This window comes from Actinomadura sp. NBRC 104412, from assembly GCF_030269515.1.
Classification (GTDB): Bacteria; Actinomycetota; Actinomycetes; order Streptosporangiales; family Streptosporangiaceae; genus Spirillospora.
Genome location: NZ_BSTM01000037.1, coordinates 37,854 through 64,438 on the forward strand (window position 1 = coordinate 37,854; position 26,585 = coordinate 64,438).

The window sequence follows — 26,585 nt, forward strand, 5'->3', positions numbered from 1 at the left end:
GGACTTCTTCCGATCGTGCTCATGTTCACCGCTCCAAATAGAGGTCGGACTCGACGTCGACGTCTCGCAGACTCCAGAGGGTCCGGAACGCGTCGTCGAGGTCTTCATCCGAGTGAGAACGCAGCAAGGCGGCGTCCGCGGCGCGCGGTTCACTGCGTTTGAAGTTGGACGGGGCCTCGTACAGCAGTTCCGGGTTGTCGGCCGCGAGCTTGCGCCACTTGTCGATGATGGCGTACAGGTCGTTCTCGGTGCCCTGCCATTGCTCGGGGGCGTTCGGCTCGATCGCTCTGACACGGGCGAGAATGAGGTCCTTGAGCTCTTCCAGGCGGTTCTCGAACATGGCGACGTCGCCGGCGCCGGTGTTGGGACGGGCCTCGGAGTACAGTAGTCGCGCCATGCCGACGAGCACCGCGTGCAGGGCGCGGTCCCGTGCCCTGGGAGAGAACGGGGTCACGCTGGTCGACTCCACCTGGCGGTAGAGCGCCTGGTGGTACGACGCGAAACCTTCGTAGTGAGAGCGATCGCGGGACCTGGCGGCATTGAACATGACGACCACCAGCCCTGGATGGTGCCGGCCGACGCGGCTGCCGGACTGGATGTACTCCGCGGTGGTCTGCGGCTGGCCCATGATCGCCATCAGTCCGAGCCGGTCCACGTCCACGCCGACCGAGATCATGTTGGTCGCGAGGACGGTGTCGAAGGTCGCCCGGTCGGGCAGCCCCCTTTCCAGGTCCTTGAGGCGCTGCGGGATATCACTGGACTTCACGCGGCTGGTGAGTTCCGCGAGCAGCTCTGCGGGGCGCGGGGCGACCCCCTCCCGATCGGCGAGCAGTTTGAGGCGGTCCTGGACGTCGTCATGGAACTGGAGTTCGGCGGCGGCGAGAAGCCTGAGACTGTTGAAGTAGCCGATGAGCGTCCAGTACGCATCACGCACCGCGTCCTCACCACCGATCTTCGCGGCATGGTGCAGGAGCGCGGCATACGCCCGGACCAACAGGGTCGCCTGACTGGTGTTGGGCGTGAGCAGACCCACGTACTGACGCGAGGCCTTGTCGACCGCGGACGCCTCCACCGCGAACCACGAGTCACGAGCGTCGAGGCCGGCCGGTGGGAACTGGCGAACCCGCCGATTGAACAGACGTCGAACCTGATGTTCGGCGCGCCGGATCGTCGCCGTGGAGGCGATCACCTTCGGTTCGTCCGCGGCGATGTCGATCGCGGTCTCGTACAGTCCGGCGAGACTGCCGAGCGGTCCGGAGATCAGGTGCAACTCGTCCTGCACGATCAGTTCAGGGGGTGGTGTCCCGTCCGGGGCGCCACTCCTGTTGAAAAGGGCGGCGACCTGCTCTCGCCATGCGATCTGCGCGAACTTGTCGATGGTCGCGATGATCAACGTGGGTCGGACCTGATAGATGATCTCATCCACGACGTGGACGGGGAGCGCCTGACGGAATTCGCAAACATCGGACGAGCAGAAGGCGCGCATCTCCGAGATCGTCGGATCCGCCTCGTAGTTCCAGGCGTCCATCGCCTTGCCGCACCATGGGCAGGCGCGTAGTTGCACAGGGTTCTCTTCCTGCAGTTCGTCACCTTCGCGCAGTCGCTTGATGCTCTGCGCGGCGTCCTTGACCGTGTTCGGCGTGGCCGCACGGCCGACCCACATTCCCAGGGAGATCGTCTCGGTGCCCAACTCTTGGGGGTTCTCTCGACGCATGATCTCCATGGCGCAGATCAGTGTGGCCGCGCGCTCGAACTGCTGGAGAGTGAGCAGCCGCAGTGTGTACCGCATGAGGGCCGTGACGCCACCGCCCTGTGGGCCTCTGCGCTTGCGGCGCAGGAACACCGTGAACGCGATGATGCCGAGGTACGCCTCGGTCTTCCCGCCGCCTGTGGGGAACCACAACAGGTCGGCGAGCCGGCGATCGTCGTGATCCGGGTCATGGATGCCGTCCAAACACAGCAACAGGAAGGCGATCTGAAAGGGACGCCACCGGCCGTCCAGGCGTGGCCGGCCCTCTCGACCCGCCTTGATCCACGCGGTTCGGCCACGCTGCATCGCCATCGCGCGATTGGCTCGGCGGAAGGCCGTCATCACATCCGGGCGCTTGCGCAGCAGGTCGATACCGGACTCCATGCGGTCGCAGGCTGTGACGCATTGCTCGATCTGCCGCTCCGCCGCCCACCCGTACTCGGTCGCCTTGAGCAATCTGGCCTCTTCGGCACGCTCGGCGATCCACTCCCGGTAACCCTTGACGAGACCGCGCAATGCCGCCAAGACCTCGTCCTCCGGCGCCTCGGCCAGGCGACGCATCTCCAGCCTTGAAACGTCGATCTGAGGGTTGGAGTCCGTCAGAAGGACCTCGAAGGTCGGGACGAAGGCGGTCCGGACCTCTGATACGGCGGCGGGCCGGCCGTTCAGCAGGGCGTCATCGCGTGGCTCCGGTGGGTCCCAGTCCCAGTCGGCGGCGCAACCGTGCCCGACGGCGAAGGTCGGAGCGTGCCGATAGAGCAACTTGTTGACACGGACCTCGTCCTCGTCGGCCCCCACAGGGACAGGGCGTTCGATCAGGGTCGCGGTCCCTTGGGGGCTCGTGATCCGCATGCTCGGCTGAAAGAAGGAGTGCGCGTCCTGCAGATCGTAGGCACCGATCCGGTCGGTATTGACGAGTGCGGCCGTGACCGCGACCGCCGGCGGATCACCTGCGGACGGTCGCACCCGCAGCCTGAGATCCAGCTTCGGTGCCAGTTCGACCCTGAACGAACCAGGGTCGGTCACATCGAGCGTGTACGGTTCGATCGGCACGGCTCTGCGGCGCCAGCGCAGGTCGTGCTCACGGGTGCTGCGCTGCTCCGCCCGCTTCGCCCGAACGATGTTGCCCTCGCCGTCAATGGGGTCGTACATCGCAGCGGTGACGGTGATCGTGACGCTGGGTGCCATGTCCGGGTTCACCGCGAAGGTGATCCCCATAGAGGAAGGGCTCTGCAGGTTCGCCATCGAGACACCCGTATCCGGTGCCTCATCCACCTCGAGGGACGCCTCGGCCAGGTCGACGTCCCGTTCGGCCGTGGCGGCGAGCAGATCCTCCTCGTTGTCACGCCGGGGGAACAACACACCGGTGGCGTACGTGGTGATCGGCGCGTCCGAGAGGATCTCCGCATCCCCTCCCACCGGGCCGAGCAGATCGCGTTGGAGCCGTTCAACGAGCTCGGACCTGAATCGGTAATGGTCACTGTGTCGTGACACCAGGCTCTTCCTCTCCGTGGGTCTTGCGGTCATAGGTGAACGAACTGAGCCCCATGACCCTGGGGGCCAGCCAGACACCGTGAGGACCGAGCCCGGCCTGGATCCCAGCCGCCTCGCTGCCCGCGACGGTCTCGACGGCGTCGATCCGGACGCCGGTCAGGCGTCGTGGCCAGTTCCGCGGCTCGAAGGTCCGGTTCGGCTTCATATGGCGGAACAGGTCGGATCTGAATCGGTCGGATACCGTTCCGATGGGGCGATCATCATGCATGATCAGGTACGGCGGGCCTTCGTTCGGCCCGATCGCCTGCGGAGCCAGGCGTTCCAGTACGACGTCGTCACCTGGGCGTACGCTGGTCGCCAGGTAGTCCTGTAGCTCCACCGGATCCGCCGTGAAGTCCCGCATGCCTGCCGGCTGGTCGGAATGCACGTCACCGCCGACCAACTCGAGTCCCAACCGAGCCCAGTACTTGAAGGAGTAGCGTGCCCACCGGTGGACGGCGTCATCGATCCGAATGAACTTGATGTCCGGCTGCTCCAGCCAGAGCAGGTCCTGACGGGGCCTGGTCATCGCTACATAGAGGAGGCGGGCCTCCTCATCGGCATCGATCGCATGGCCTCTTCTCGATCTCCTCCCCGTGCGAGCGTGTCCCTCCTTGCCCTCCGGCAGTGGACCCGGGTCGACGATCACGACTCGGTCGAACTCCAGACCCTTGGCCCGGTGGAAGGACGACACCACCAGTCGTGCCGGCGGCTGGGCCGTCAAGTCATCCGGTAGCCGACCCGTGGCCAAGGCCCTGCGGAGTCTTGCGAGATCAAGGGTGCGATCGTTGCCGCGTCCCGTCCCGGTGCGGAGCAGGAGGCTCCAGAGCCGGTCGGGCGCCGTATCGGCGGGCAGTGGAAGGGCCGGGACCAACTCGTCGAAGCGTGCCCGGGTGAGCACCGTGCCGTCGACCGCACGGAACAGAAGGCCGAGCCAGGCGGGTGCCACACGATCCCGTGCAGATCGTTGGAGTCGGTGTTCGACCGCATATGAGGCGAGTCGCTCGGAGATGACCAGTGCTTCGCCGTTGCGGCGGCAGAGTACGGCGGTGCTCCCCTCGTACTCTGTCAGGGCCGATGCGGCGAACTCGTCGAGCTCACCGAGAACGAGGTTGCTGCGCAGCTCGGCCCGCAATTCGCCGTACAGGTCCTGATCATTGCGCCGGGAGGTCTCGGCGACCTCTCGCAGGAGCGGGCCATAAGGCAGGGCCGTTCTGGCCTCGTCGGTGTCGGCCCGGAAGTTCTTCGTCAACCGCAACTCGAGGAGGTCTCTCCCAAAGGTGTTGCGAAGCCAGACGAAGAACTGGTTGGTCTCACCGGAACGGCGGTCGAGATCTGACACGGTGAACCCGTAGATGGATTGTGCCGGGTCACCGACCACGGTGAAGCCGGGATCGAACTCATCGAGCAGCGATTCGACGAGTTCGCGCCGTTTGCCAACCAGGTCCTGGACTTCGTCGATGACGACATGGATCAGGTCGTCGCCGAACAGATCCTCGGCAAGTCCCTTCTCGATGGCCTCGCATGCACCGGCGATGCGTTGTTCGAACGACCGTTCGTGCCAGGCGCCCTCGGCGTCGACCTGCATCAGCAGGTCGAGCGCCCAGGAGTCGAACGTCTGCACACGCACGTACCGAGCCGAGTCCCCGTGTGCGGCGAGGCGGTTTCGCAACTCCCGTACCGCTGCGCGAGAGAAGGTGAGCACGAGGATCTCCCCCGCGCTCACCCCCTCATCGGCGATCAGGAAGTCGAGGCGCCGGACCAGGGTGTGCGTCTTGCCGGCGCCCGCACCGGCGGTGACGAGGATCTTGGCGGCGGCCGGCTGCTCGACCACCGCTCGCTGTTCGTCGGTGAGCGGTGGGCTTTCGGCGTAGACGTCGCTCACCGTCGGCTCCACAGATCCTCGAACTCCGTGAAGGCGAGCTTCTGATCGTAGTTGGTGATGTTGTCGTCCACGTCCAGGATCAGGCAGGTCTCCTTGCCGCCGTTCTTCGGGCCGCGCAACCCACGGCCGATCATCTGCTGGTACATGTTCGGGCTGTAGGTGGGACGAGCCACGATGACCGTTTCGGTCGCCGGGGCATCGAACCCCTGGGCCAGGACGCCATAGTTGGTGAGCACTCTGACCCTGCCGAGCCTGAAGTCCTCGATGAGGTTCCGTCGCTCGGTGTCTGGTGTGGCCGAGTCGATGGAGGCGGCCCTGATGCCCCGGTCGTTCAGTTTGGCCGCCATGAGTTGGGCATGGGCGACGGAGGTGGCGAACAGCAAGATCTTGTTGCCCTCGGGGAGGTCCTCGATCTCTTTGAGCAGCATGCGGTTGCGCTCGATGTCCTGACCGAGACGAAGCTCCGCGGACCCGGGCAGGCGTCCCTGGAATCCGGCGGCTCGTTCCACTTCCTCCGACGTCAGTTCGAAGGTGGTCCCCTTCAGACGTCGATGCTCGACCTTGGCCAGCACTCCCAGCTCTTGGAGCGCCGTGTACGGATCACCGTCGAAGAGACCCTCGTCCAGGCGCGTACCGCCGTAGCGCTCCACCAGCCGACGAGTCTCCTCTTCGTTGAATCCTCGATATGGGGTCGCGGTGAGCCCGATCAGAGGCCGCGCCGCCGAGCGGTGGGTGATGCCGAGTGATGCGAGCAATTTCGTGTATCGAGGGGTGATGGAGGTGTGCGCCTCGTCCACGATGACCATCGCGGCGTCACGCAGCCAGTCGTACTCGCTCTTGTCCAAGCAGGATTCGAGCTTGGCGTCTGTCGCGACCACCAGGTGCGGCGACTCCGTGATGGCGGTGGCCTCCCGCACGGACCATAGGCGGTTGATGGTGAGCCGCTCCGCCGGCCCGACTTTCGACCACACGAAGGACCAACTCTGGACGGCCTGTTCGCACAGTTCCTCCGTCTGTGCGATCCACAGCACCGGTCGCCCGTGGAGCCCGCGTTCCTTGATGACTCGAATGACGGCCTCGGCGGCGACACGGGTCTTGCCCGCACCGGTCGGCAGGCAGAGCATGGCCTTCGGGGCACGGTAGCGGGTGAGCAGATCGAACAACTTGCCCGCCAGCTTCTCCTGATAATCGTGCAGACGCGGGTATGCGGTCGGGCCGGAGACGATCTCGATCGGCTTCAGCGTCTCTCCGCGCGTCCCGGCGTACGACTCCGAAAGCCCGAGATCGCTCACGAGCCGCATCGACTTCGAGTCGCCTGCGAACCTTGCCGCCGCCTCAGGCACGTTGCCCTCGATGTCCTTGCGGTACTGACGGAGGAGACCGGTTCCGTAGGCGTTGGCCGCGAGTTCGGCGACGCGACGACTGTCGGCGGTTCGGCCTCTCTCGATCTCGTCACTCTCCAGGAGTCCCGGTGGAAGACCGCTCTTGAGCGCGTCGACGCCGACCAGTTCCAGCACTTTGTCCGCGGGATCGGCGGCTTGTCGGGCACGCCGCAGTCTCTCGTTGTTGCGCTGCTTTTCACGTCGATCGAGGATGCCCTGGCATCCATTCCGTCCCAAGCCGAGCTTGAGCTGACCGTCCACCGCTTGAAGCGCGGCGAGATCGTTCTCCGGGTCGCGCACGAACACGATGCGGTCCTGCGGCTGTGCCGCCGCGGCGATGACGATCGCCCGGGTCCCGCTGGGAGTGCGGGTGATCTCCTCCAGTTCACTACAGCGGACGAGTGACCAGCCCTCCACCTGGCTCCGGCGGACCATCTTCAAATGCGGGAACTCCTCGACGAGGAGTACCGGTTCAGCCTGCGGGACGGTCCTGATCTCCTTCTGGATGACGTCGTCGGGCGAACGCATGCGCCACTCTCTCCGCATTTGTTCGGCCACGTCGTCGGTCGGCGCCAAGAGCGCGGGGACACGCTCGCGGACGAGCGCGTCGTACTCGTCACGACTCGCCGTCACCACGATCTCGTCGTCCTCCGGCTCGCAACTCCACTCGTCCCCGATGCGGCAGCGTGTGGGCGCCCCTTCCGGCCAATCCGCACCTGCCTCGAAGAGCAACGCGTACACCTTGCCTGGGAACGGGTCGTCTTCGCTGGACGCGGCCTCTTCGACCAGTCGCCTCCAGATCCTCGGCTTGATCTCTGAGAGGGTGCCGGGCATGTCCAACACCTCGGCGACCGCGGTGGGGAGCTCGGCGACCGGTAGGACATCGCCGTGGGAGCGGAGAGCGGGTCCCACCGCCATGATCACCTTTCGCAGGCCCCGGGAGGTCTTCACCCGCCCGTTCTTCTGCGCCAGCCATTTCAGCGGTGACCTGATGTTCCTTCGAGTCGAGTGGTTCGTCCCGACCTGCATCCGCCACGTGGACACCAGGCCTCGTTGCGGGAGCTCACGCAGGAAGTTCGCGCGTCCCTCCTCGGAGAGAGAGGTGAGGAAGCCCAATGGGCCGGCGGGATTCGAACCGTCGAAACGCATCGTCCTCAGTTGGGGACGTGAGGCGTTGGCGGCGAGCTGCTCGCAGTACCACTGGTGATAGTGCTTGGCGTATTGCTCGAACCATGGTTCCTCACGAGGATCGACGCCCGTGACCGGACCCTCGAGAAGGCCGAGGTCACGAAGAATGACCCGGTCGGCGGCATGGAACCTCATGTCCACGGCGATCCGGGCGTCCCTTGAGCCGTCGGCCGGGACGATCTTGCCGGGCAGTAGGCAGTCGCGGATCCGCCGGAACTCACCGGAGACCGTCTTCACCATGAGGAGCTTGGCCGTGTCGATGGCATTCGCACGAAGAGCCGCCAGTGTCTCTGCGGGGCCGGCCTGACGGGACAGCTCCCAGAAGTCGGCCCACTCGGCATCGCCGTAGCCGATGAAGCCCTTCTCCAGGATGGAGGCGAAGCGACCGGCCGCGTCGGCTTCATGCACTCCCAATTCGTTGAGCGCCCGAACAACGGCTTCATCTGTGAGGACCCGGTCGTCGACGTAGGTCATCTTGTCCTCCAGCCGGTCGCTGGAGCTACGGCGGAAGACGTTGGGCGATGGTGCGACGAGGCCGAGATCATCGGTCAAGATGATCTTGGCCTTCTTGGCCTCCTCGGTGTAGTGGTGCCCCCGTCGCTGCATGTCCGCGACGATCATGATCGCGCGGGCCGACGATTCGGGGGCCTCGTCCGCGACCAGCGCCTCCAACCATTCACGTACCGAGGCGGGCGCGGATCCGGCGACGGCGAGGTTGCGCTCCGCGCTGTCGCGGCGATGCCTGGTGCGCTCGACGGAGTGGTGACACCAGTTCTTGGGCCGTCCTGGATATCCGGCCCAGAGCTCTCGCCATTCCGGCCTGAGGTCCGCCGGGTGAAGCATGATCTCGGTGGGGGTCTGGAACCGACCGTCCTGGTCGGGCAGCGTCGGCCTGCCTGCTGCGACCTTCCAGATCGTTCTGACGAGTTCGGTCGCCGCGAACTGTGGCTCCTCCCGACCGCGCGCCGGCACATGGTCGAGGTGGGCGCATGGGTCATCCGGGCGGGACAACGACGGCAGCGAGTCGACCACCAACTCGGCGGCGACGGCGATCAGTTCCTGGTTGAACGCGTTGGCGTCATAGAGGTTCTGGCGGTCCTCGCTCGTCTTCCAAGGGGCGTTGACTATGCCTCGGAGCGTCGTGGTGAAGTTGGTCGGAAAGTACGCCCAGAACCGGCCGAGCTGAGCACCCCGGCCCTCCCTGGCCGGGACGGCCCATGAGACATCGATCTCGGGCCGGTCGTGGAGTTCGCCGGCCTCGCCGACCGCCTTCATGGACGGGCGGTGTGTCTTGGTGAAGACACGCCAGTTCTCTATCGTGCTCGCACCGGAGGTCTCATCCACCTGCAGGGTTCGGTGGTCCCCGTCGTATCTGTGGAAGATCTGCCGCTTGACCGCCCTCGGCCCGCCACGGATCTCAAGTGTCACGGTGCCGACGTGCGGCGAGAAGAGCGGGAACTGGATGGGAAAGTTCTCCAGGTCGGTGGCGAGACGGTTCCACTCGCCGGGCTTCAGCGGGAGCCGGACGACGGTCGTGGCCCACTCCAGCAACTCGGCCAGTACCGGGTCCGCGGCCGCGGCCTTGTCACGATCGAGCGGTTGCGCCATGCGGAGAACGGGGAACTCTTTCGCTTCGGGCCGGACGGCGCTGATCCGTTCCCTGGCCCAGTCGCGGTCGAACCCGAAGCTCTTGTCGTCCTCCCGGCTGAAGAACTGAGGGGAGTCGGTGACGCTGAGGACGGACTTCACACCCACACCGAATCGTCCGATCTGGCCTCCCCGCTTCCTGGAGACGCCCATGCGCAGGATGGTGTCCGCGCCCTCCGGCGTCATCGCGGTGCCCTGGTTGGCACAGTAGAGATGGGACTTCGTCAGCACGACGGCGATCTCGCCGCCGACATCGTTGAGCAGTTCGTCGGCGCCGTTCTGTACCAGCTCGTACAGCTGCCGGTCGCCATAGCCGCCCTGGGTGATCCGACGTTCGCCGTTGGCATGCTCCTGAATGAGACCCGGGTCGATACGGTAGGTCTCAAGCACTCGATTGGTCTGCTCGAGGACGACCTGCAGGACAGAGGATTCTGTGGAGGGGCTCACGGTCGGAGTTCTCCTTGACGCAGGGGGAAGTGTTACGGTCGGCCTGAATTCAGGTGAGCCGAGGAGTGCACTCGTACACTCGCAGAACGAGTGCACCGAAAAGTCGTTCAGTTGGTCGGTCCAGGGAGATGCCACCCTAAGGGATTCGACCAGCTGTCAAGTACTTCTGTCCGGCAATGGCCACGGCGAGATACGGCTCGCCTCAGATGGAATGTCGACGCAGCGATTCCACGTGCCGATTCCGGGCGATGCAAGTGGAGCACATCAACAGGAGTTCGCGCAAGCCCTGACTCCAAGATCTACTCGCTCGAGACACTCTGGGCATTGTCCACACCGTCTCGACGTCGACGTTCTCGCCTCCCCTTGGGTTCGCATAGAGATCCGACCTCATCCGGACGCGTCAAACGATCTTTGACGTATCCTATACTGTCAAACCGCGTCGCATCGAGTGATCCGTACGACCGGAGACGAGGTCATCGCGTTGAACGAGAAGCCCCAGGAGTTCGGCGCCTGGCTCGGCCGGCAGCTCCGACGCAGGGGCATGAGCCAGGTCGAGTTGGCCAACGAACTGGACGTCACCCGTGCCGCCGTGTCCGCATGGATCACCGGCCGGGCCGAGCCGCGCATGGAGAAGATCAAAGAGATCGAGCGAATCCTCGGGCTCGCCTCCGGGTCGTCCATGGCGGGGACCGATGCCCCCGATTCGGCGGGCATCATCAAGTGGCATCATCGGCCCGCATATGCCGACGGCGGCCGCGAGCTCGGCAATGCCGCGGCCTTCGCCTTCGAGTCCGACCTCGCCGTCCTCGCCAGGGAGGCGACGCAGAACAGCCTCGACGAGCGGGTCGACCAGAGCAGGCCGGTCCGGGTCAGATACGTGCTGCACGAGCTCACCGGGGAACGGTTGTACAGATTCCTCGACGCCCTGCGCTGGAACGAGCTGCTTCCTCACTTCGACGCCGCGGCGGACCCCAGACAGAAAGTCGGCCGGGTCTTGTTGAACGGCCTGCGGGAGCTCAAGGCCAACAGCAGTCTCCTGCTTCTCCGGGTCGACGACTACAACGCCTCCGGGCTCACGGGCCCTGAATACGACGACGGGAAGTTCGCGGCGGTTGTACGGCGGCAACTTGACAGCCATAAGAGCGCGACGGCCGGAGGGTCGTACGGCTTGGGCAAGGCCACATTGTGGGCGGCCAGCCAGTTCGGTCTGGTCATGATGCACAGCACGCTGTCGGATCCCTTCGAGGGACGTCGCGAGCGCCGATTGATCGGTCGCCTGGATCTTCCATGGCGTGAGGTGGACGGGCGACAGTACGCAGGTCCTGCCTGGCTGGGCGAGTCGGATCCCCAGCGGGGCGGCGCCGCTCGGTCCTGGTGGGCCGATGAGAGCACGGTCGAGAAGTTGCATCTCACCCGCGGCGGCAACGACCCCGGCACGTCGTTCCTCATAGTCGGAGTGCACGATGCCGCCGGAGAGGCCACCGACCTGGAGTCGATGCACTCCGTTCTCGTGCGAAGTCTGGCGAAGAACTTCTGGGCGTGCATGGTCTCCGGGCGCGACTCCTCGCCCATGTTGGAGGCCTCCGTAGAAGCCCTGCGAGATGGGGTCGTCCTTGTGACAGAGGAACGGGTCGATCCACATGTCCACCAACCGGCGCGGTCGCGTGCCATGCGAGCCTTCCTCGACGGCGAAACGGTTTCCGAGATGACCAATGCCGATGACGTCGTCGAGACGACCGTTCCGCTATCGGTTCCGCCGCTCAAGGAGGCCAGGAGCGCCGGTAATGTCGAGCACCAGGCCGTGCTCCTGGTGACGCCCACCGCCGAAGACGACGACAAGCCCAACCACCTCGTCTGCATGCGCGGAAGCCGGATGGTGGTACTCGAAAGGCCGGTGGGGGACGTGCCCCTGGGGTCTCCTCCGTTCCAGGCCGTCCTGCTCGCGGGGCAGGCCACCAGGAGGCGAGGTCAGGACGTGGAACAGGCGGACAGGTTCCTGCGGACCGCGGAACCACCCGAACACTCCGACTGGAAGCCGACGGACGACCTCACGGCGACCTATGCCAGAGGGGCGGCGTCTCGGCTTCGTGAGTTCCGGCGGGCGATGCTGGAACGGGTTCGCAGTGTGGTGAAGCCTCCCGAGCTCAAGGTCGACGAAACTCCTCCGGCCCTCCGTGACCTGCTCCGGCTCGATCCGCCTCCGGCACCTCGCAGGCCGGGTTACCCAACCGTCAAAAGCGCCATGGGGCAGGTCGGCCCCGACGGTGCATGGCGGTTGCGCGTGGAGGTGCGCCTGCCGGAGCGGGAGGACCCCTGGTCCGTCCGCCCGGTCCTGCGGTTCGCCACCCGGTCCGGTCCTCGTCCTCTGGTCGCCTGGGCAAGTATTTCGGCCGAGTCGAACTGCAAGGTGACCGAGGATCAACGACTGGTGTTCACCTCGGGCGCCCGCACGGCGGCGTTCTCATGTGTCAGCGATGTGACGAGTCATCCGGTCGCCGCCGAAATGGCGGCGGTCGAGGTCGACCTGGTCCAGGCGAAGGAGCAGGACCGATGAGACGGCTGATCCCCTACCCCGTGGTCGCCGGGGACGTCTCTCTCGAGGTTCGGGAGGTTCGTCTCGACGACATCGCTCTGCCCTACGCGATGGTCTCGGTGGCCCAGCGGATCGTCGCATTGCATGAGGTGGAACGTGGACGCTGGGAGACGGCCCGACTGTCCGTCCGGCTCCACGCCCCACAGCACGAACTGGAGTCGGGCCCCTGGGAGGACGTGACTTGTTTCGCGGTCCACTCCGAACGTCGGACCAATGTCCGAACGTCCACGCGGCTCCAGGAGGAGGCACCCGGCATCTGGAGTGGCGACATCGTCCTGTACAGCGATCGCCATGTCGGGCGTGTGCAATTGACAGGCCAGTTGGTCGGAACCGTGGGCGGCGTGGAAGGCAGGATGATCGGTGCGACGGAGGACACGTGGACGGTCGACCTGCAGGCCCGCACTCCGGTGAAGAGCAACACGATCAAGACCGTCTGGGCGGACTTCGGCGATGAGGACGGCCGGCTGTATCCCTTCAGATCGGACCCGTGGATGGTGGAGGCGATCGGCGAGGAGCCCGTTCTCTACCTCAACAAGGGATTCGAAGGTCTGGTCTCGCTCATCGAGAGCACCCGCACGGTCGACCGCTCGGCGCGCGACGCTGTGGCGGCACAGATCGCCCAAGACGTATGGACCGTGCTCTTCAATGCCGCCGTGTACGCGATAGATCCCGACTCGGATGCCCCTGAATGGCCCGGCGGCTGGCGGGAGGCCACACTGAAGCGTCTTCTCCCGGACGTCTTCCCGGATCGTTCCCCGGACGATGCGTTGTCGGAGCTCGCCAACCGTCGGAGGGACGGAGACGGCGGCGGGGATTTTCAGGCCAACCTCCTACACGCCACAGCCAAGCAGGCGCGCCTTCCGCGTAACCTCGGCGGATTCATTCGCACGCTCCGCCGAACCGGCCAGGAGAACGAATGAGCACCACACCGGAACGTCTTGCCTTGCTACCGGACGAGGTGGCGGTCGGATTCCTGACCACGGCCGTTCTCCAAGAACGCGAGCCGCTGCCCATGGCCGCGATCGACAAGGCGTGTGAACCCTTCCCGGACGAACCGCGCTGGTCCGCAGAGCCCGTCCGCGAACTGATCATCGAAGCGATGAAACGCTTCGGCGACGAGCGGACTGACGCCGACGCCTGGCTGGCTCCACGGCTTCATGCGACACTACGGCTCACGCGGCGTGAAGCATCCGAAGCAGGTCTCTGGAATCATCTGGCTCTACGAGTGGCACCGGACTACGTGTTCTGGCGTCACCTGGGCCGCTCTGCCGGTGTGCAAGGGGTGCCCACCGTCAACCGGAACCGCTTCTGCGGCCCATACCACTCCCAAGCGTTCGCGCGTCTGTGGTGGGCCGCCGAGTTGTTCCGAGACGGGTATGATTACGGCCCCTCCGTCGTGGCCTGTGGTAACCAAGACGTCCTCAATACCGTGCTTCGCCTTGAAGTGATCCTCCACAGGCCGACCGCCCAAGCGATCCTTCACCTGTTGTCCGACGGAACGGTGCGGACGGGCCGTGACGTCAACGCTTTGGCACAGGCGGTCAACGCCGCCGGCACCACGCTGTTCTTCGAGGCGATCGCCCCCGACGCGGATCCCGACCCCGATGCCTATCTCGCCTGGATCGAGGAACTCGACACCACACATGTACCACTGGACGACCTGCCGCACGGTCCGGACGACGGACGTGCCCCTCTGGGCGCCGTGAACACACTCGTGCCGATCTTCAAGCGACTGTTCGCAGAGGCCCCCGTCCGCGGCAAGCGGCGTCCCGAGGCGGACGAACCATCTTGAACAGAGTGTCGAGGCCGTCTTCGAGCGACCGGACTTCGGTCACACGAATCACACTGCACCGAAAGATGATTCGTCTATCGTGACGTCGTCGACTTGACGTCTCGTCGTCTTCACCCTGAAGGTTGTCCCGTAATGATTAAGACGTGCTGGTTTGGTGCGGGTGTCGCCACCTCCTGGCGGCGTCTTGGATCAGCCGGCCATGGCCAGGTTGCGCATGAGGGCGATGCCGCTGGTGGCGTAGTGGACGCCGTGGCGCTTGCGGCGGCAGTTCCGCAGGATGTTCCACCACTTCATGTGCGCGAAGGCGTGCTCGACGCGTGCTCGGACCTTCTTGTGAACGGTGTTGGGCTCGACCTGCCAGGTGAGCAGCCCACCACCCTCACGCGGACGCCGGTAGGGCATGATGACCTGCTGGTTTCCCTGGTAACCGCCGTCGGCCATCACGTTCGCGCCGCGGCAGGCGTTGTCGGCACCCCAGTCGCGGAAGGCGGTGCAGTCGTTGTGGTTGCCCGGCACCGGGCGGCCGACCGCTACCACCAGACGGGTGTTGGCGTCGATGACGACCTGCATGTTCACCGAGTACCGATAGTTCTTCGATGGTGCGGTGACCTTCCGGTCGTGCGTGGGGACCAGTGTCCCGTCCACGATCAGTACCGTGTCCGGGCCGTGCCGCTTGCCGGCCGGGGCAAGCGCGAGCAGCGGCGCCAGGTGGTCCACCACCCGGTGCGGGGCCGACTTCGACACCCCGAACAGCAACGCGACCTGCCGCAAGGTCAGGTCGGTGCGGTAGTACACCGCGATCAGCAGCACCCGGTCGGCCGGCGACAGGCCCCATCGGCGGCCCGTGCCGGTCTGCTCACCACCCCTTCCGGCGACGATGCGTACCAGTCGGCGGAACTGACGGACCGACAATCCCGTGAACACCGGCACCCAGGCGGTCCGATCCGCACTGATCACCTGCTCCACAGCAAGATCATCGGTCCGGGCGCCCGGCCGTTACGGGACAACCTTTAGAACGTGTCTCACGTGGATTGCGTGCGATCTGCGGGATGATGCGGGGTTGTGTCGTCGGATCTTGCGTTGCGGCTGGTGCCGGATGAGTTGTGGGAGATCGCTGAGCCGTTGATCCCGAAGTTCACGCCGCGGCGCCGGGGCGGTGGCACGGCGGCGGTGGAGGATCGGGCGGTGTTCACCGCGATCGTGTACGTGCTGACCAGCGGTTGCGCGTGGCGGCATCTGCCGGGTGAGTTCGGGGTGAGCGTGCCCACTGCGCATCGCCGGTTCACCGCCTGGACCAAGGCCGGGCTGTGGCCCCGGCTGTACCGTGCGGTGCTGGACGAACTGGGGGCGCGCGGGCGGATCGACTGGGCGTCGGCGATCGTGGACGCCGCCGCGGTCCGGGCGAAAAGGGGGGCACGCCGACCGGTCCCGATCCGGTCGATCGCGGCAAGAAAGGCGGCAAACTCCACGTGTTGTCCGACGCGGCCGGGCTGCCACTGGTGGTCGCGGTCTCGGCTGCCAACGTCCACGACGGCCAGGCGTTGCAGCCATTGCCGATGGCGCTGCCGGCGATCCGGTCCCGGCGCGGGCCACGCCGCCGCGGGCCGGTCAAGGTCCGCGCGGATAAGGCGTATCACTCGGCCGAGCATCTGGCCTGGTTGCGCGGACGGAGGATCGTGCCGCGCATCGCCCGTCCCGGCATCGAGTCCGGCGAGCGCCTGGGCCGCCACCGCTGGGTGATCGAACGGACTCCGGCCTGGCTGTTCGGCTACCGGCGGCTGACCATCCGCTACGAGCGGCACGGCCACCTATTCATCGCTTTCCTGACGCTGGCGGCCACCATCACCTGCTACAAGAAACTCGCCAAACTGACCACGTGAGACACGCTCTTAGTTCGTCTTTCTTGAGCAGATCGCATAGGCGTTGGCCGTCGAGCAGGTCCACCGATGGTGCTTCGTCACGGGTGGCCTCGGCCTTCGCGTCCCCGTGAACGTCCCGAATTGCCGAAGCCCACACACTGCCACTGTAACGCTTGCACTGGAAGAAGACCCGGGAAGCTGACGAGTGACATGCGATAGGCCCCTACTCCGTCGATCCCCGTCGCCGCTAGGTCTTGTCACCGTTGTATTAATACACCCCGCCTTCGGGGTGGCCGCCGTGTCAGCCGCTCGGAGGCGCCCCGGCGATCTACGTATGAGCGTTTTCAGCAGTTCGCCACGCCAACTTGTATCGTCTGAACCGTTGGTCTCCTTCTCATTACGGGCAGGTCCCCCTTGTTGTCCACGCCCACGGTCTTACTGTGCTTCAGAACGTAGGACCGATGCAGGCCCATGCCCTTGAGGGTCCGTACCCATGCCAGGCGATATCCGATCTCGGTTTGCGGACCTGTGCCGTGTAACACGGCCTGCTGTTGCTCGGAGAACCCCTCTCTTTTCAGCACGTCCTCGACGATCTCAGCGATCGCACCGGAACCGCCGAGCCGCATGACCGCCTGGAGGGAGGCCAGAGAAGTTCTTCATAAGGAATGATCTCGACGGTAGCCACAGCGGTAGTTTGTCGAAGACCGGGCAGAGACCGTAGCCGAGCAGGTCGCGTTGCCCCATACCGGGCCGCATATGGCCGCGTTCTTTGGGGTGTCGAGCGGCATCTATGCTGGTCCGATGCCTGTTGTCTTGCAGATCCCCAGGTGCGCAGGGGCGACGCGCCCGCCGGACCCCTCCTCCTAGGCGGTCTTGCGCACAGTGGGACGTCTTACCTGCCCCGTGATCTCAAGGTAGGCGTACACCTGTCCTGCAATGGCTCGGGACAATCCCACGGGAACGGCGTTCCCGATCTGGCGGGCGATCTGGATCTTACTTCCACACCAGAGGAAGTCGCGCGGGAATCCTTGAAGAAGGGCCGCCTCAAGGTGGGTGATCGGACGATTTTCAGACGGATGTAGATATCTTCCTTTTTCCGGCTTGTAGAATTCGGTCCTGATGGTCACCGAAGGTTTGTCCCAGTACATTCTGCCCATGACATCGCCGCTGCCGCTGCGATGGTTCAACCAACTGTCCGTGGAGAGCTCGGGCGGAAGGTCATGACGGTTGCCGCCCTCGGGGATGGCCGCGTACCGGGCGAGGGATAGGGGCCTAGGGTTGCGCCCGATGTGCAGGTCTGTGGTCTTGAAGGAACCGGGGACGTCATGGCCCAAAGGCGCGGTCACCCTGTCCGGAAGCGCGGTGGTCGAGGTCTCCTTCGGAGTCATCTCGAACACGGTGCGGGCCGCAACCCATGGAGGAAAGATGTCATCGACCTCAATGAGAGAGTTCTTGTCGGATGCCTCTGGCTTTCGGTGGGTGGCCTTAGGATGGACCAGAGGTCTTTTCTCGGGATGTTCGGCGATCAGATCCCGTCTGGTGGCAAGGATTATCGTGCGTCTCCGGGCCTGGGGCACTCCGTAATCGGCTGCGTTCAGAACGCCGGACTCCAAATGGTAATCGCGAAGTTGGCCGTCGGGTCGCTCGGTCGCCTCCTGCAGGGTCCGGCGAAGTTCCTTGTACTCAGGTGACCCGAAGAACCGGTCGACGTTCTCCATGACGAAGACCTTGGGATGGAGGGCGTTGACCACGCGCATGTAGTCTCGCCAAAGCTTGTTCCGTGGGTCGTCCTGCTCTGCCTTGCCCAGACCCGAGAATCCCTGACAGGGAGGACCGCCGAGGATCACGTCGACGTCGGCCTCGACCTGACCAGGGTCCCACTTGGTCACGTCGCCCTGTTCGTCGCCGGCGAAAATGTGATCCGTACCCCCGGCTTCGTCGGCGAAGTTCACCGCATAGGTCGATGCGGCGGCGATGTCCACCTCTACGGCGCCGACCGTACGGAACGGCGACTCCCTGCCTTGCGGAGTCGCCGTGAACTCCCGAAAACCCTGAGTGAAACCACCACAGCCAGCAAAGAGATCGATCACGTTGATGGTGCTGGTGGGACTGGTGGTCATGGAAGGTCACCTTATCGAGGCGTCGTGCCCGGTGAGAGACGGGAGCGTCATGTTGTGGACGACGAGTGCGCGAACGCCCTGGTGAGGGTCAGTGCGTCATGGCCCGTACGATCTGGCGGCCCAAAGCGGCCGCCAGCGGCGGAGGCATCGCCTGTCCTACCTGCCTGTAACGGGACGTCTTGCCTCCGGCGAAGTACCAGTCGTGCGGGAATGCCTGAAGCACCGCCACCTGCTCGACGGTCAGCCTGGGAAGGCCCTCTTTGATGTCGCCGGGATCCAAGACGAAGTCAGGCCCCGGCACCTCATTGGAGAGGCTGCCGCCGTTGACCCCCAACCTGGCCCAGATGCTCTTGGTCCTCGACGGCCCGAGGTCGGCGCCTCCGCGCTTCTTCGAACCGCCGACGATCGTCGGCGCGACCTCGTTCGCCATGTCGCGCCAGTCCTTCGCTCCGCGCCAGCCGCGGCTCGCCATCGACTCCCAGAGGACCTCTCCGACCGTGGCGGCGGTCCCCGTGGCCTCCGGCCATTCGAACCGGATCATGTCCTCCGGACGCATCGCCACGATCACTCCGTGCTCGCGCCGTTGAGGTACACCGAAGTCCTGCGCGTCGAGGATCCTCCATGCGAGTTCGTAGCCGCTGTTCTCCAGTTCCTGCTCCACGAAACCGCGTGTCTCGGCGAACCGGGCCTCCTTCACCAGGGCGGGTACATTCTCCAACATGATCGCTCGTGGCCGGACCTCGGTCGCGAGCCATACCGCCGCCCGCAACTCGTCACGACGCTCGTGTTCGGGCTTTCGCCGTTTGCCCGCGACGGAGTAGGCGAGCCTGGGAGTCCCACCGGCGAGCAGGTCGACGTCCAGTACGCGCTCGTGATCGCTTCCGACGAAGTCAAGGAGGTCAAGGCACCGCACATCCCAATGGGGCCGGTTCCTCCGGATTGTCTCGCATGCATCAGGATCGTTGTCGATGAGCATCACGGGATCGAACCCGGCCCGTTCCAGCCCCAACGCCTGTCCCCCGGCCCCGGAGCAGATCTCCAGGCTCGTCAGCCGTGCCATCTCGGCCTCCCTCCGCTCTCGGGACAGAGGCTATTGGCCAAGTCCGACGATTCGATCCCGTCCGTGCGAGTCGATCTCCTTGATCGGGAGGTGACGGCGCCCGAACGCCCATACGGTTGAACCATGGGAGTGGTCAGGCCGACGAGGGCCTCAAGCGAAGGCGTCCGTAGAAGCATGCAGGGGAACAAGGGGCGGGACACCAAGCCCGAACTCGCTCTCCGTCGCGCCGTACATGCGCTCGGCCTGCGCTACCGCGTGTCGATCCGACCCCTGCCCGCCGTTCGTCGGACGGCCGACTTGGTGTTCACCAAGGTCCAGGTGGCCGTCTTCCTTGATGGTTGCTTCTGGCACGGCTGTCCCGATCATCACACGAAGGCGCGCACCAACGCCGATTATTGGGCCGATAAGGTCACGCGGAACCGCCTGCGCGACGCCGAAACGGATCGCTTGCTCCGGGACGCCGACTGGCAGGTGATCCGTGTTTGGGAGCACGAGGACCCCACTGAGGCCGCGCTTCGAATCGCCAGAGTCGTCCGCTCGCGCAGACCGTAGGTCCGTAGTGCATGTGGTCGCGGGGGAATCGGGCACCATCCGTGGGTTTCCTTCGATGCCGCCCATCGAGTGCTGTTTCGCGAACCGGCGGCATGGGCCGACGCTCGTCGAGCCGGCGCAGGGGGTGCTTCCGGCAGGCTGGATACCTGCAAGCGTGGCAGCTGGTCCGCGCGTACAGGGCTGTCCTCCCCGGTTCCTACGCCGGTTGGAGAATGACGCGCTTGGCCGAGTACGAACCAGCGCTTGAGGTGGGGGCGGTTTGTTCGCCCAAGGCTCGGACCCGGGTCTGATGGCGGTTGGACGGCCTGTTGTGTATGAGACCTTGCGGTCTTGACCACGGCGGTTGGGCGTGCTGATCGCGCCGGTGGCGTTGATCGGCTCTTGTCCGGGTGGTAGGCCGATCGCCCGGTTGGTGGGTGATGCAGCGGTGGTCAGGTGGTGGGTGGGGGTGCGGGGATTTTATTGTTTTTGGGTGGCGGGTTCTGTTGATGCTGTGACACTGGGCTCCGAAGAGCGATCGAGGGGAGACCGTGCGTGTTCGGTGTTGGGAAGGCGTCCCGGGTCAGTGTTCGTAGGTTGAGTGCGCTCGTTGCGCTGCCTCTTGCTTCGCTGGTTACGGCGTGTGGTTCGTCCGGGACGCAGACCAGCTGTGAGGCGGCTGGGAAGGTGTACTCGCAGAAGGTCCTTGTCGATCGCGGGGGCAAGAAGGACTTCAACTGGATCACGTTGTTCCTCGTGTGCAGGCCCAACCACCGGGTGGCGATCGTGGACTCGGAGGGCAAGTCGTACGAGAGCCTGGACGACTTCCGTGCCAACAACGAGCTCCTCGATGACGACGACAAGATCAGCATTCCGCGGGACTTCCCCTCGGTCGAACAGGGGCGGAAGCTCGAGCTCATCACCGTCTCCGGCCACACCAGTACTCCTTGGGGGTGGTACGTGGGTGGCGGGGTGGCGCTCGTGGTTGTGGCCGGGGGTGGGGTCTGGTTCTACAGGCGCTGGCGGGTCGGTCGCGATTGGCCCGATGAGGCTCCTCCGGTTGAGCAGGCCCCGGATGGCCCAGTTCAGGAAGATGTGGGCGGCGCTGGCTAGCATCGCGCCCATGACCACCATGGCGCAGTTGCGTAAGGCTGCTCTCGCCCTCCCTGAGGTCGAGGAGGGGACTCACTTCGGTATGGCGGCGTTCTCGGTGCGCGGCAAGGGATTTGTGTCGGTCACGAAAGACGGGGACGTGCAGCTTCAGCTTCCGGAGGCTGAGATCGAGGCCGCGGAGTCCGCGCATCCGACCGGGGAGCGGATACTGCGGGGCGATAAGGCCATCGGTTTCCGGGTTCCGCTGGACGATGTGAACGGCAAGGACCTCAACGCCTTGGTACGGGCGGCCTGGTTCTGCCGTGCTCCCAAGGAGTTGGCGGCAGAGCTCAGCGCGGCCGGGACGAGGCGGGTGGATTCTGACCTGCCTGCCTCCATTGGCAGGCCGGCCACGAGGGCCCTTCTTGGCGCTGGGTTGGCCACGCTCGAACAGGTCGCGACCCGTTCAGAGGCCGAGTTGCTGGCTCTTCACGGGGTCGGCCCGAAGGCTGTGCGCATCCTCGCCGAGGCCCTGGCCGAGAAGGGGATGTTTTTGCGCTAGTCCCAGGTCTCGAGGTGTCATGGCGACCTTCCGATGTCGGCTTCGCTTCTGACAAAGACGGCCTTGAGAGATGGTCAGGGAACCTGGCAGGGGCAGCCGTTCAGTGTGGACGCGGAGTGCGAGCGTGGAACGCCTCGGCTACCGTGGCTGCGGTTATAGGGTCCTTGATGCCCCAGGGGACGCGGGCGGCGTTTATTTTGGCGGTCATCATGTCGATGACTTGTGGTGGCGGGTAGGGGTACGGGCCGCCGTTGGCGAAGACTTGGGAGTAGCGGACCGCATCGACGATGGTCGACTTGATGCGTTCGTGGGCCAGGTAGGCGTCCAGATCCTTCTTCCAGTCGGCGGTGTGGTCGGCGGGCATGGCCGTGAGCCAACGTGCTATCAAGCCCTCGTGTTCACCCGGCAGGTACTGCATCTTGTGGATGTGGACAGCCAGGTCATAAACGGGGTCGCCCCAAAGGGCCAGTTCCCAGTCGAGGAAGGTGCTGACCCCCTCGTCCACAATCATGTTCTTGCGGTGCACGTCAGCGTGGACGCAGACAAAGGGCCGGGAGGTCAGGCGCGGCCAATTGTCCTCCATCGCGGCCAGGGGTTCGGTGGGGACGCCGAATGCCGCGTAGAGATCGGCGTATTCCTCACGGTAGGTGTCGTAGATCTGCTGAGTGAGGGCGTGTAGCCGTCGCGCGAAGGCGGTGCAGTCGCCGTCTGCGGGCCAGTCGTCGGGTAGGCGCGGTAGTTTCTCGCGAGGGACGCGGGTGAGCTGGCTGAACAGGGCGACGACATCGGCGGTCACGTGGTCGGGGACGGGGACACCACGCGGCGCGATGTCGTTCAGGACCTCGCCATGGATGTACTGGTGGACCTGGAAAGGCGGGTCGGTCGAGGTGAACAGCAGGTGTGGTGCGTGCCGGACGTAAGGCGCGATGGCGGTGAGGACGGGTTCCTCGCGCCAAATTCTCAGGTCCATGATGTCGGCGCCGTGGATGGGAATGCGGACGATCACTGGCCCGTCGGCTGTGTCGAGGCGGATGTTGTGGTTGTAGTAGCCAGCCGCCGCGTCACTGCGCGCCTGAGCCCGTTCGTACAGATCCGTCCACGCCATCAGCTCTCCAGTAGGGCCGTCACCAACGCCGCCGTCCGGGCCTGGAGCGTGTCGAGCGAGTCCAGTGGCTGGATCTGCCCACGTGCGCGCTCGGCCGCGGCGGAGATCTCCGGGTCGGCCATGGCGATCGCCTCCAGGAACTGTTCGGCCATCATGATGAGCGTCGGATAGACCTCCGCGGCGATCAACTCCTCGACCGACCAGCGTGCGGAAGCGAGCGCCGCGTCCAGTCGTCCCCTACGGGCGTGGAGGAAGGCACAGAACAGTTCGGCACGGGCGCGGCCAGAGCGGTAGCGGGCTCGTTCCAGCGCTTCGGCTGCGGTCTGGAACGAGACCGTGGCCTCTTCGAGGTGGCCGCGTCTGGTCTGAGCGATGGCCAAGGCGGTGTACGCCTTGCCGAGTTCATGGAACGCGCCCAGTTCGGTTTGAACTTCGATGGCTTGGGCTGCGGCGTTCACGGCCTGGGCTGGATCCGTCCAGGCGAGGATTTCGGCCCGGTTGGTGAGGACGTTGGCAGGCTCGACGATGGTGCCCGCACGACGGTACAGCTCGGCTGCCGTGTCCAGTGCCTGCTGCGAGGCATCGAAGTCGAGCGCGAAGCGGTAGGCGAGGTGCTGGAGCCGGACGACATCGCCGCGCAGGAGGAAGTCTCCGCTGGGGGCCTCGGCCACCAACTGATCGGTAAGATCGAGAGCTGTCCTGAAGCGAACCTTGCGACATGTCCAGGTCGGCGACGCAGAAGCCAGCTCGATGCCGGACGGGTCCGTCGTGGCTGTTCCACACCGTCGTGAAGACTTCGATCGCCTTGGCCGTGTCGCCGGCGATGCGGCGGCCGTGGGCTGCGGCGATGGCCAGGCGCGCCCCGATGGTGTCCCGGAGACTCCAGTCGATGGACGGGGTCAGCCCGACCGCTGTCGTGGCGTCCCCCAGCACGACGGCCGCTTCGGCTTCAAGGCAGCGTGCCGCCTGCGACAGGTCGGCCTCGGCGGCTCGGGAGTCCACATATTCCTGCAAGTCGCGCAGCATCCCGTCCACCGCCTGTTTGCCGCCGCAGGCGAGCGCCCGGTCGGCGTAGCCGAGGATGCCCATGCCGCTGAGTGAGCCGGAATGCAGGCCACAGTAGGCGGCTTCACGGACGGCGCGAGCTCGGGTGGCGAGGCCATTTTCGGTTTCGTGCTCCCGGCGGGCGCGCGCATCCCAGACCGCCCGCAGAATCGTTTGGACGTCGCGGATCGCGGGCTCGGACAGCCGTTGCAGGAGGGCCGCGCGCATGAGCTGGTGTAGCCGCTGGCCGTGGGCGCCAGCGGGATAGACAAAGGAGTACGCGGTCAGGGACTCCCACGCCATCCGGTGCCGGGGCAGGTCGAACGCGTCCGCGACGGCCTGAAAAATCTCGTAATCGAAGACGCGGGCGACGCTCAGCAACTCCAGCGTGCGGATCTCCTCGTTGGCCACATGGTCGATGAACCGATGCAGAATTTCCTCGGACGAGACGACGGTGCGCTGCCTGGCCGTGGTTCGCGTGTCGACCGCCAGGTGCAGATAGAACGGGAGGCCCTGGCTGGCTACCGCGATGGCATGGCGGGCGGCATGGTCGGTGACGCCGCCCTCGGTCAGGAGATCGAGCCGGGCCTGCATGGGCAAGCCGTCCACCAAATGTTCGTGGATGGCCTCGTTCCACGCCTCATCGTGGACGTCCCAGCCGAGCCGTTCCCGGCTTGCGACCACCGTCAGGCCTCGGTCGAGCTGGGCTACCAGGTCACGAAGCCACACGTCCGTTCCCGCCGCCCGTCCGGACCGGAGCCGGGTCGGGACGAGAGCTTCGTAGGCATCGATGAACAACACGAATGGTTTCTCGGTACTTGCCTCGCGCAGGTCCTCGGCGAAGAGGTAGGTGACCGCGTCTGCCAGTTCGACATTCGTCAGTTCGTCCAGGCTGCGCAGTGTCTCATCCACCTTGATGCGTCGACGGCGGCGCGCGCCGGTCGTGGCCTTCTCGACCAGCTTGACCAGGCCGACGCCGGTTCCGAAGACGGGCAGGCCCGCCGCGCCGTCCAAAATTTGGGTGAGGGCTTCGCTTTCTGAGACGAAGGGCAGCTCATTACGCGACAACCGCAGGTGTGGATGGAGCCGCTGCCACAGGACCGCGTAGGCGATGTCGAAGCGGTCGAATTTCATGCCTTGCCGACCGAACTCTACCCGTACGACGGCGAGGGCGTCTTCTTGCTGGCGCATTGCTGGCACCTGCAGATCGAGTGTCGCGGTGCGGTGCGTGGACGAGCAGCGGTCCTTCAGTTCCTGTAGCAGCCGGGACTTGCCGATCCCGCCGACGCCGACCAGGTTGAGCACGCGCGGCGAACCGCCAATCTGGTCCAGCTCGTGGAAAAACGCGGCGAGTACTGGTTCACGATCGACGAAGCGGCGGTGCAGCGCTGCGACGCGGCGGAACCGGGGTTCGAGGGGCATGGCGGCAGGCGTCCCTCCTCGACCAGGATCACTGTCCCGGCCTGTTCGCATCGGCCATCATGACGTATGGAGAAGTCTGCCGTGAGACGTGCTGTCAGTGGAGGGGAGTTCCGGGCCCCGCCGGATCGGTTGTCCCTCGGAGTGCGCGTGCTGGCCCCTTGGCTATGTGGCAATACCGCTAAGTTAGGGATCGGCCCAGCATCCTGATCGTTGGTGCTCCGGAGTGGCGGATGCCATGGTGGCCAGCGTTCTTGACTCGGTAGTAATTGTGGCGCCCCCGCTTGACGACTCGTGGGTTTGTCCGATTTCTCCGACGTCCCGCCTGCCGCTGTTTTATTTCGGTGAGGCTTTCGTTCAAAGCTCTTTTCCGGTGGTCAGGGGGAAAAGTCCGCCTGCGCGGTGACCTGGCGGCGGATGACTCGAAGTGATCGCATGAAGGACAATCGGTCAGGGTCGACAGCGGCCTCGTCGGCCGCCCGGCACATCAAGCGCCGGATCGCGTAGTGGGTCAGCAGCAGCGACCAGATCTCCTGGCGTACCATTTCTGGTGATCGGGACCGCAGAACCCTTGCCGGGCCACGCTGGTGGGTTTTGATCTCGTCGATGAGTCCTTCGAATTCCCAGCGTTCATGATAGGCGGCCGCCAGTTCGACCGCACTGACCTCGGCAGGGTTCAGTATCGACGTGATCAAGCAGATGATCTCGTCTTTGCCGTTCCCTTCACGGTCGGGGATGTCGTATTCAACGACGCGGATCAGATGTCCGAATTCCGGGTCGACGCCGACACCGTTACGGGCATCTTCGATCATTCGTTTTCGGCGTGATTTAGATGTCCGCGGGTTGAAGATCAATGACAGATACGATCCGTCCGGCAGCCATTCCACGACCGGCAGATCGATCGACGCACTCGCCCTCCACAGCAGGTCGGCACCACTATGACGGTACGTCTCCCACAGATGGTAACTGTAGAAATTACGGTCTGCCATCACGAGCATGTTCGCTTCGAGATCGCCCGCCAGATCGGCGGCGAGTGTCTGCTCCCCGCTGCGGCAGCCATCGAACGCGGCGCCGATGATCGCATGGGACCCGCACTCTGCAAGCGCGACCACCAAAACCTGTGGAAGGGCGCTCTGTTTCAACCCATTGCCATGGCGGCCGAACGCAGCGGCGTTCTCCGGCGTGTCCGGGACATCCAGCATGAAGCCGTCGATGGCCATCAGCCGCCGCGAGGCCAGCCACGCTCCCTTCGTGCCCAAGCCGGCCACCGGAACCGTTACCCGCTCGAACAACAGACGCAAAGGATCAGCACCCAGACGTTGCCGCGCCTGCGTGATCGCCGACGTCGACGGAACCCGCCATTCATCGCGCCAGGAGTCCATCGATTGCAGCGACCCCACTAGTGTCCTGTAACTGAAGATCGCTTACTTGAAGTTGTTGGCAAGCAGCTTCTTGTAGTCGCGTTGGAGAACGCGGACCTTGGCGATGATCTCTTTGGGTTTGGCGGTCCAGATGAAGGGTTTCGCGTCCTGGTTCCAGTCGGCGATGTAGGCGTTGATGGTGTCGATCAGGATGC

The 26,585-nt window shown here is 65.2% G+C and carries 15 protein-coding genes and 1 pseudogene; 7 read left to right on the forward strand and 9 right to left on the reverse strand.

What is annotated here, in order from left to right:
* Nucleotides 1–25: 25 nt before the first annotated feature.
* From QSK21_RS31530 to QSK21_RS31540, 3 genes are read right to left on the reverse strand one after another with little or no spacing between them, the layout of a single operon-like run.
* Entirely contained in the window at nt 26–3,244 is a 3,219-nt protein-coding gene (locus QSK21_RS31530) for a helicase-related protein (protein WP_285701168.1), read from the reverse strand.
* Complete coding sequence (locus QSK21_RS31535; RefSeq protein ID WP_285701170.1) at nt 3,228–5,168, reverse strand: ATP-dependent helicase; 1,941 nt, start codon at nt 5,166–5,168, stop codon at nt 3,228–3,230. Before QSK21_RS31535 ends, QSK21_RS31530 begins: the two co-directional genes overlap by 17 nt.
* Nucleotides 5,165–9,832 carry a DEAD/DEAH box helicase gene (locus tag QSK21_RS31540; RefSeq protein WP_285701172.1) on the reverse strand — a complete coding sequence of 1,556 codons (4,668 nt, stop codon included), beginning with the start codon at nt 9,830–9,832 and terminating at the stop codon, nt 5,165–5,167. Before QSK21_RS31540 ends, QSK21_RS31535 begins: the two co-directional genes overlap by 4 nt.
* 448 nt (nt 9,833–10,280) lie before the next feature.
* On the opposite strand from QSK21_RS31540, the gene QSK21_RS31545 reads away from it, so the two are divergent.
* Genes QSK21_RS31545 through QSK21_RS31555 form a run of 3 tightly spaced genes read left to right on the forward strand, consistent with a single transcriptional unit; the run spans nt 10,281 to nt 14,217 of the window.
* On the forward strand, nt 10,281–12,386 hold the full coding sequence (locus QSK21_RS31545; RefSeq protein WP_285701174.1) for a helix-turn-helix transcriptional regulator: 2,106 nt from the start codon (nt 10,281–10,283) through the stop codon (nt 12,384–12,386).
* Nucleotides 12,383–13,345: a hypothetical protein gene (locus QSK21_RS31550; protein WP_285701175.1), complete on the forward strand. Its 963-nt coding sequence runs from the start codon at nt 12,383–12,385 to the stop codon at nt 13,343–13,345. Before QSK21_RS31545 ends, QSK21_RS31550 begins: the two co-directional genes overlap by 4 nt.
* Nucleotides 13,342–14,217, forward strand: a complete 876-nt coding sequence (locus QSK21_RS31555) for a DUF6339 family protein (protein ID WP_285701177.1) — start codon at nt 13,342–13,344, stop codon at nt 14,215–14,217. Before QSK21_RS31550 ends, QSK21_RS31555 begins: the two co-directional genes overlap by 4 nt.
* A 189-nt stretch (nt 14,218–14,406) precedes the next feature.
* Here QSK21_RS31555 and QSK21_RS31560 read toward each other — a convergent pair whose 3' ends face one another.
* Complete coding sequence (locus tag QSK21_RS31560) at nt 14,407–15,183, reverse strand: transposase (protein WP_285701179.1); 777 nt, start codon at nt 15,181–15,183, stop codon at nt 14,407–14,409.
* A 114-nt stretch (nt 15,184–15,297) separates the two neighbouring features.
* Between QSK21_RS31560 and QSK21_RS31565 the strand changes: the two genes are divergently transcribed.
* A protein-coding gene (locus tag QSK21_RS31565) for an IS5 family transposase (RefSeq protein ID WP_285701191.1) occupies nt 15,298–16,097 on the forward strand; the annotation gives its coding sequence in 2 pieces (ribosomal slippage) (nt 15,298–15,622 and nt 15,622–16,097; 801 coding nt in all).
* Between the two features lie 842 nt (nt 16,098–16,939).
* Here the strand turns inward: QSK21_RS31565 and QSK21_RS31570 are convergent.
* Both QSK21_RS31570 and QSK21_RS31575 read right to left on the reverse strand, forming a co-directional pair.
* Nucleotides 16,940–18,196: a DNA cytosine methyltransferase gene (locus tag QSK21_RS31570; RefSeq protein ID WP_285701180.1), complete on the reverse strand. Its 1,257-nt coding sequence runs from the start codon at nt 18,194–18,196 to the stop codon at nt 16,940–16,942.
* An 88-nt stretch (nt 18,197–18,284) separates the two neighbouring features.
* Nucleotides 18,285–19,256 (reverse strand): DNA cytosine methyltransferase, encoded by a 972-nt coding sequence (locus tag QSK21_RS31575; protein ID WP_285701182.1) that lies wholly within the window; start codon nt 19,254–19,256, stop codon nt 18,285–18,287.
* A 123-nt stretch (nt 19,257–19,379) separates the two neighbouring features.
* Between QSK21_RS31575 and QSK21_RS31580 the strand changes: the two genes are divergently transcribed.
* The 3 genes from QSK21_RS31580 (at nt 19,380) to QSK21_RS31590 (ending at nt 21,441) form a co-directional block, all read left to right on the forward strand.
* Entirely contained in the window at nt 19,380–19,808 is a 429-nt protein-coding gene (locus tag QSK21_RS31580; RefSeq protein WP_285701183.1) for a very short patch repair endonuclease, read from the forward strand.
* A gap of 666 nt (nt 19,809–20,474) precedes the next feature.
* A complete protein-coding gene (locus QSK21_RS31585) occupies nt 20,475–20,900 on the forward strand; it encodes a hypothetical protein (RefSeq protein WP_285701185.1) in 426 nt (141 codons plus the stop codon).
* Nucleotides 20,901–20,910: 10 nt separating this feature from the next.
* Complete coding sequence (locus tag QSK21_RS31590; protein WP_285701186.1) at nt 20,911–21,441, forward strand: MmcQ/YjbR family DNA-binding protein; 531 nt, start codon at nt 20,911–20,913, stop codon at nt 21,439–21,441.
* Between the two features lie 100 nt (nt 21,442–21,541).
* Here QSK21_RS31590 and QSK21_RS31595 read toward each other — a convergent pair whose 3' ends face one another.
* The 3 genes and pseudogenes from QSK21_RS31595 to QSK21_RS31610 form a co-directional block, all read right to left on the reverse strand.
* On the reverse strand, nt 21,542–22,546 hold the full coding sequence (locus tag QSK21_RS31595) for a phosphotransferase family protein (RefSeq protein WP_285701187.1): 1,005 nt from the start codon (nt 22,544–22,546) through the stop codon (nt 21,542–21,544).
* Nucleotides 22,546–23,217 (reverse strand): hypothetical protein, encoded by a 672-nt coding sequence (locus tag QSK21_RS31600; RefSeq protein WP_285701189.1) that lies wholly within the window; start codon nt 23,215–23,217, stop codon nt 22,546–22,548. Before QSK21_RS31600 ends, QSK21_RS31595 begins: the two co-directional genes overlap by 1 nt.
* A 2,169-nt stretch (nt 23,218–25,386) precedes the next feature.
* Nucleotides 25,387–26,418: pseudogene (locus QSK21_RS31610) on the reverse strand (IS4 family transposase); the annotation flags it as partial.
* Between the last annotated feature and the right edge of the window lie 167 nt (nt 26,419–26,585).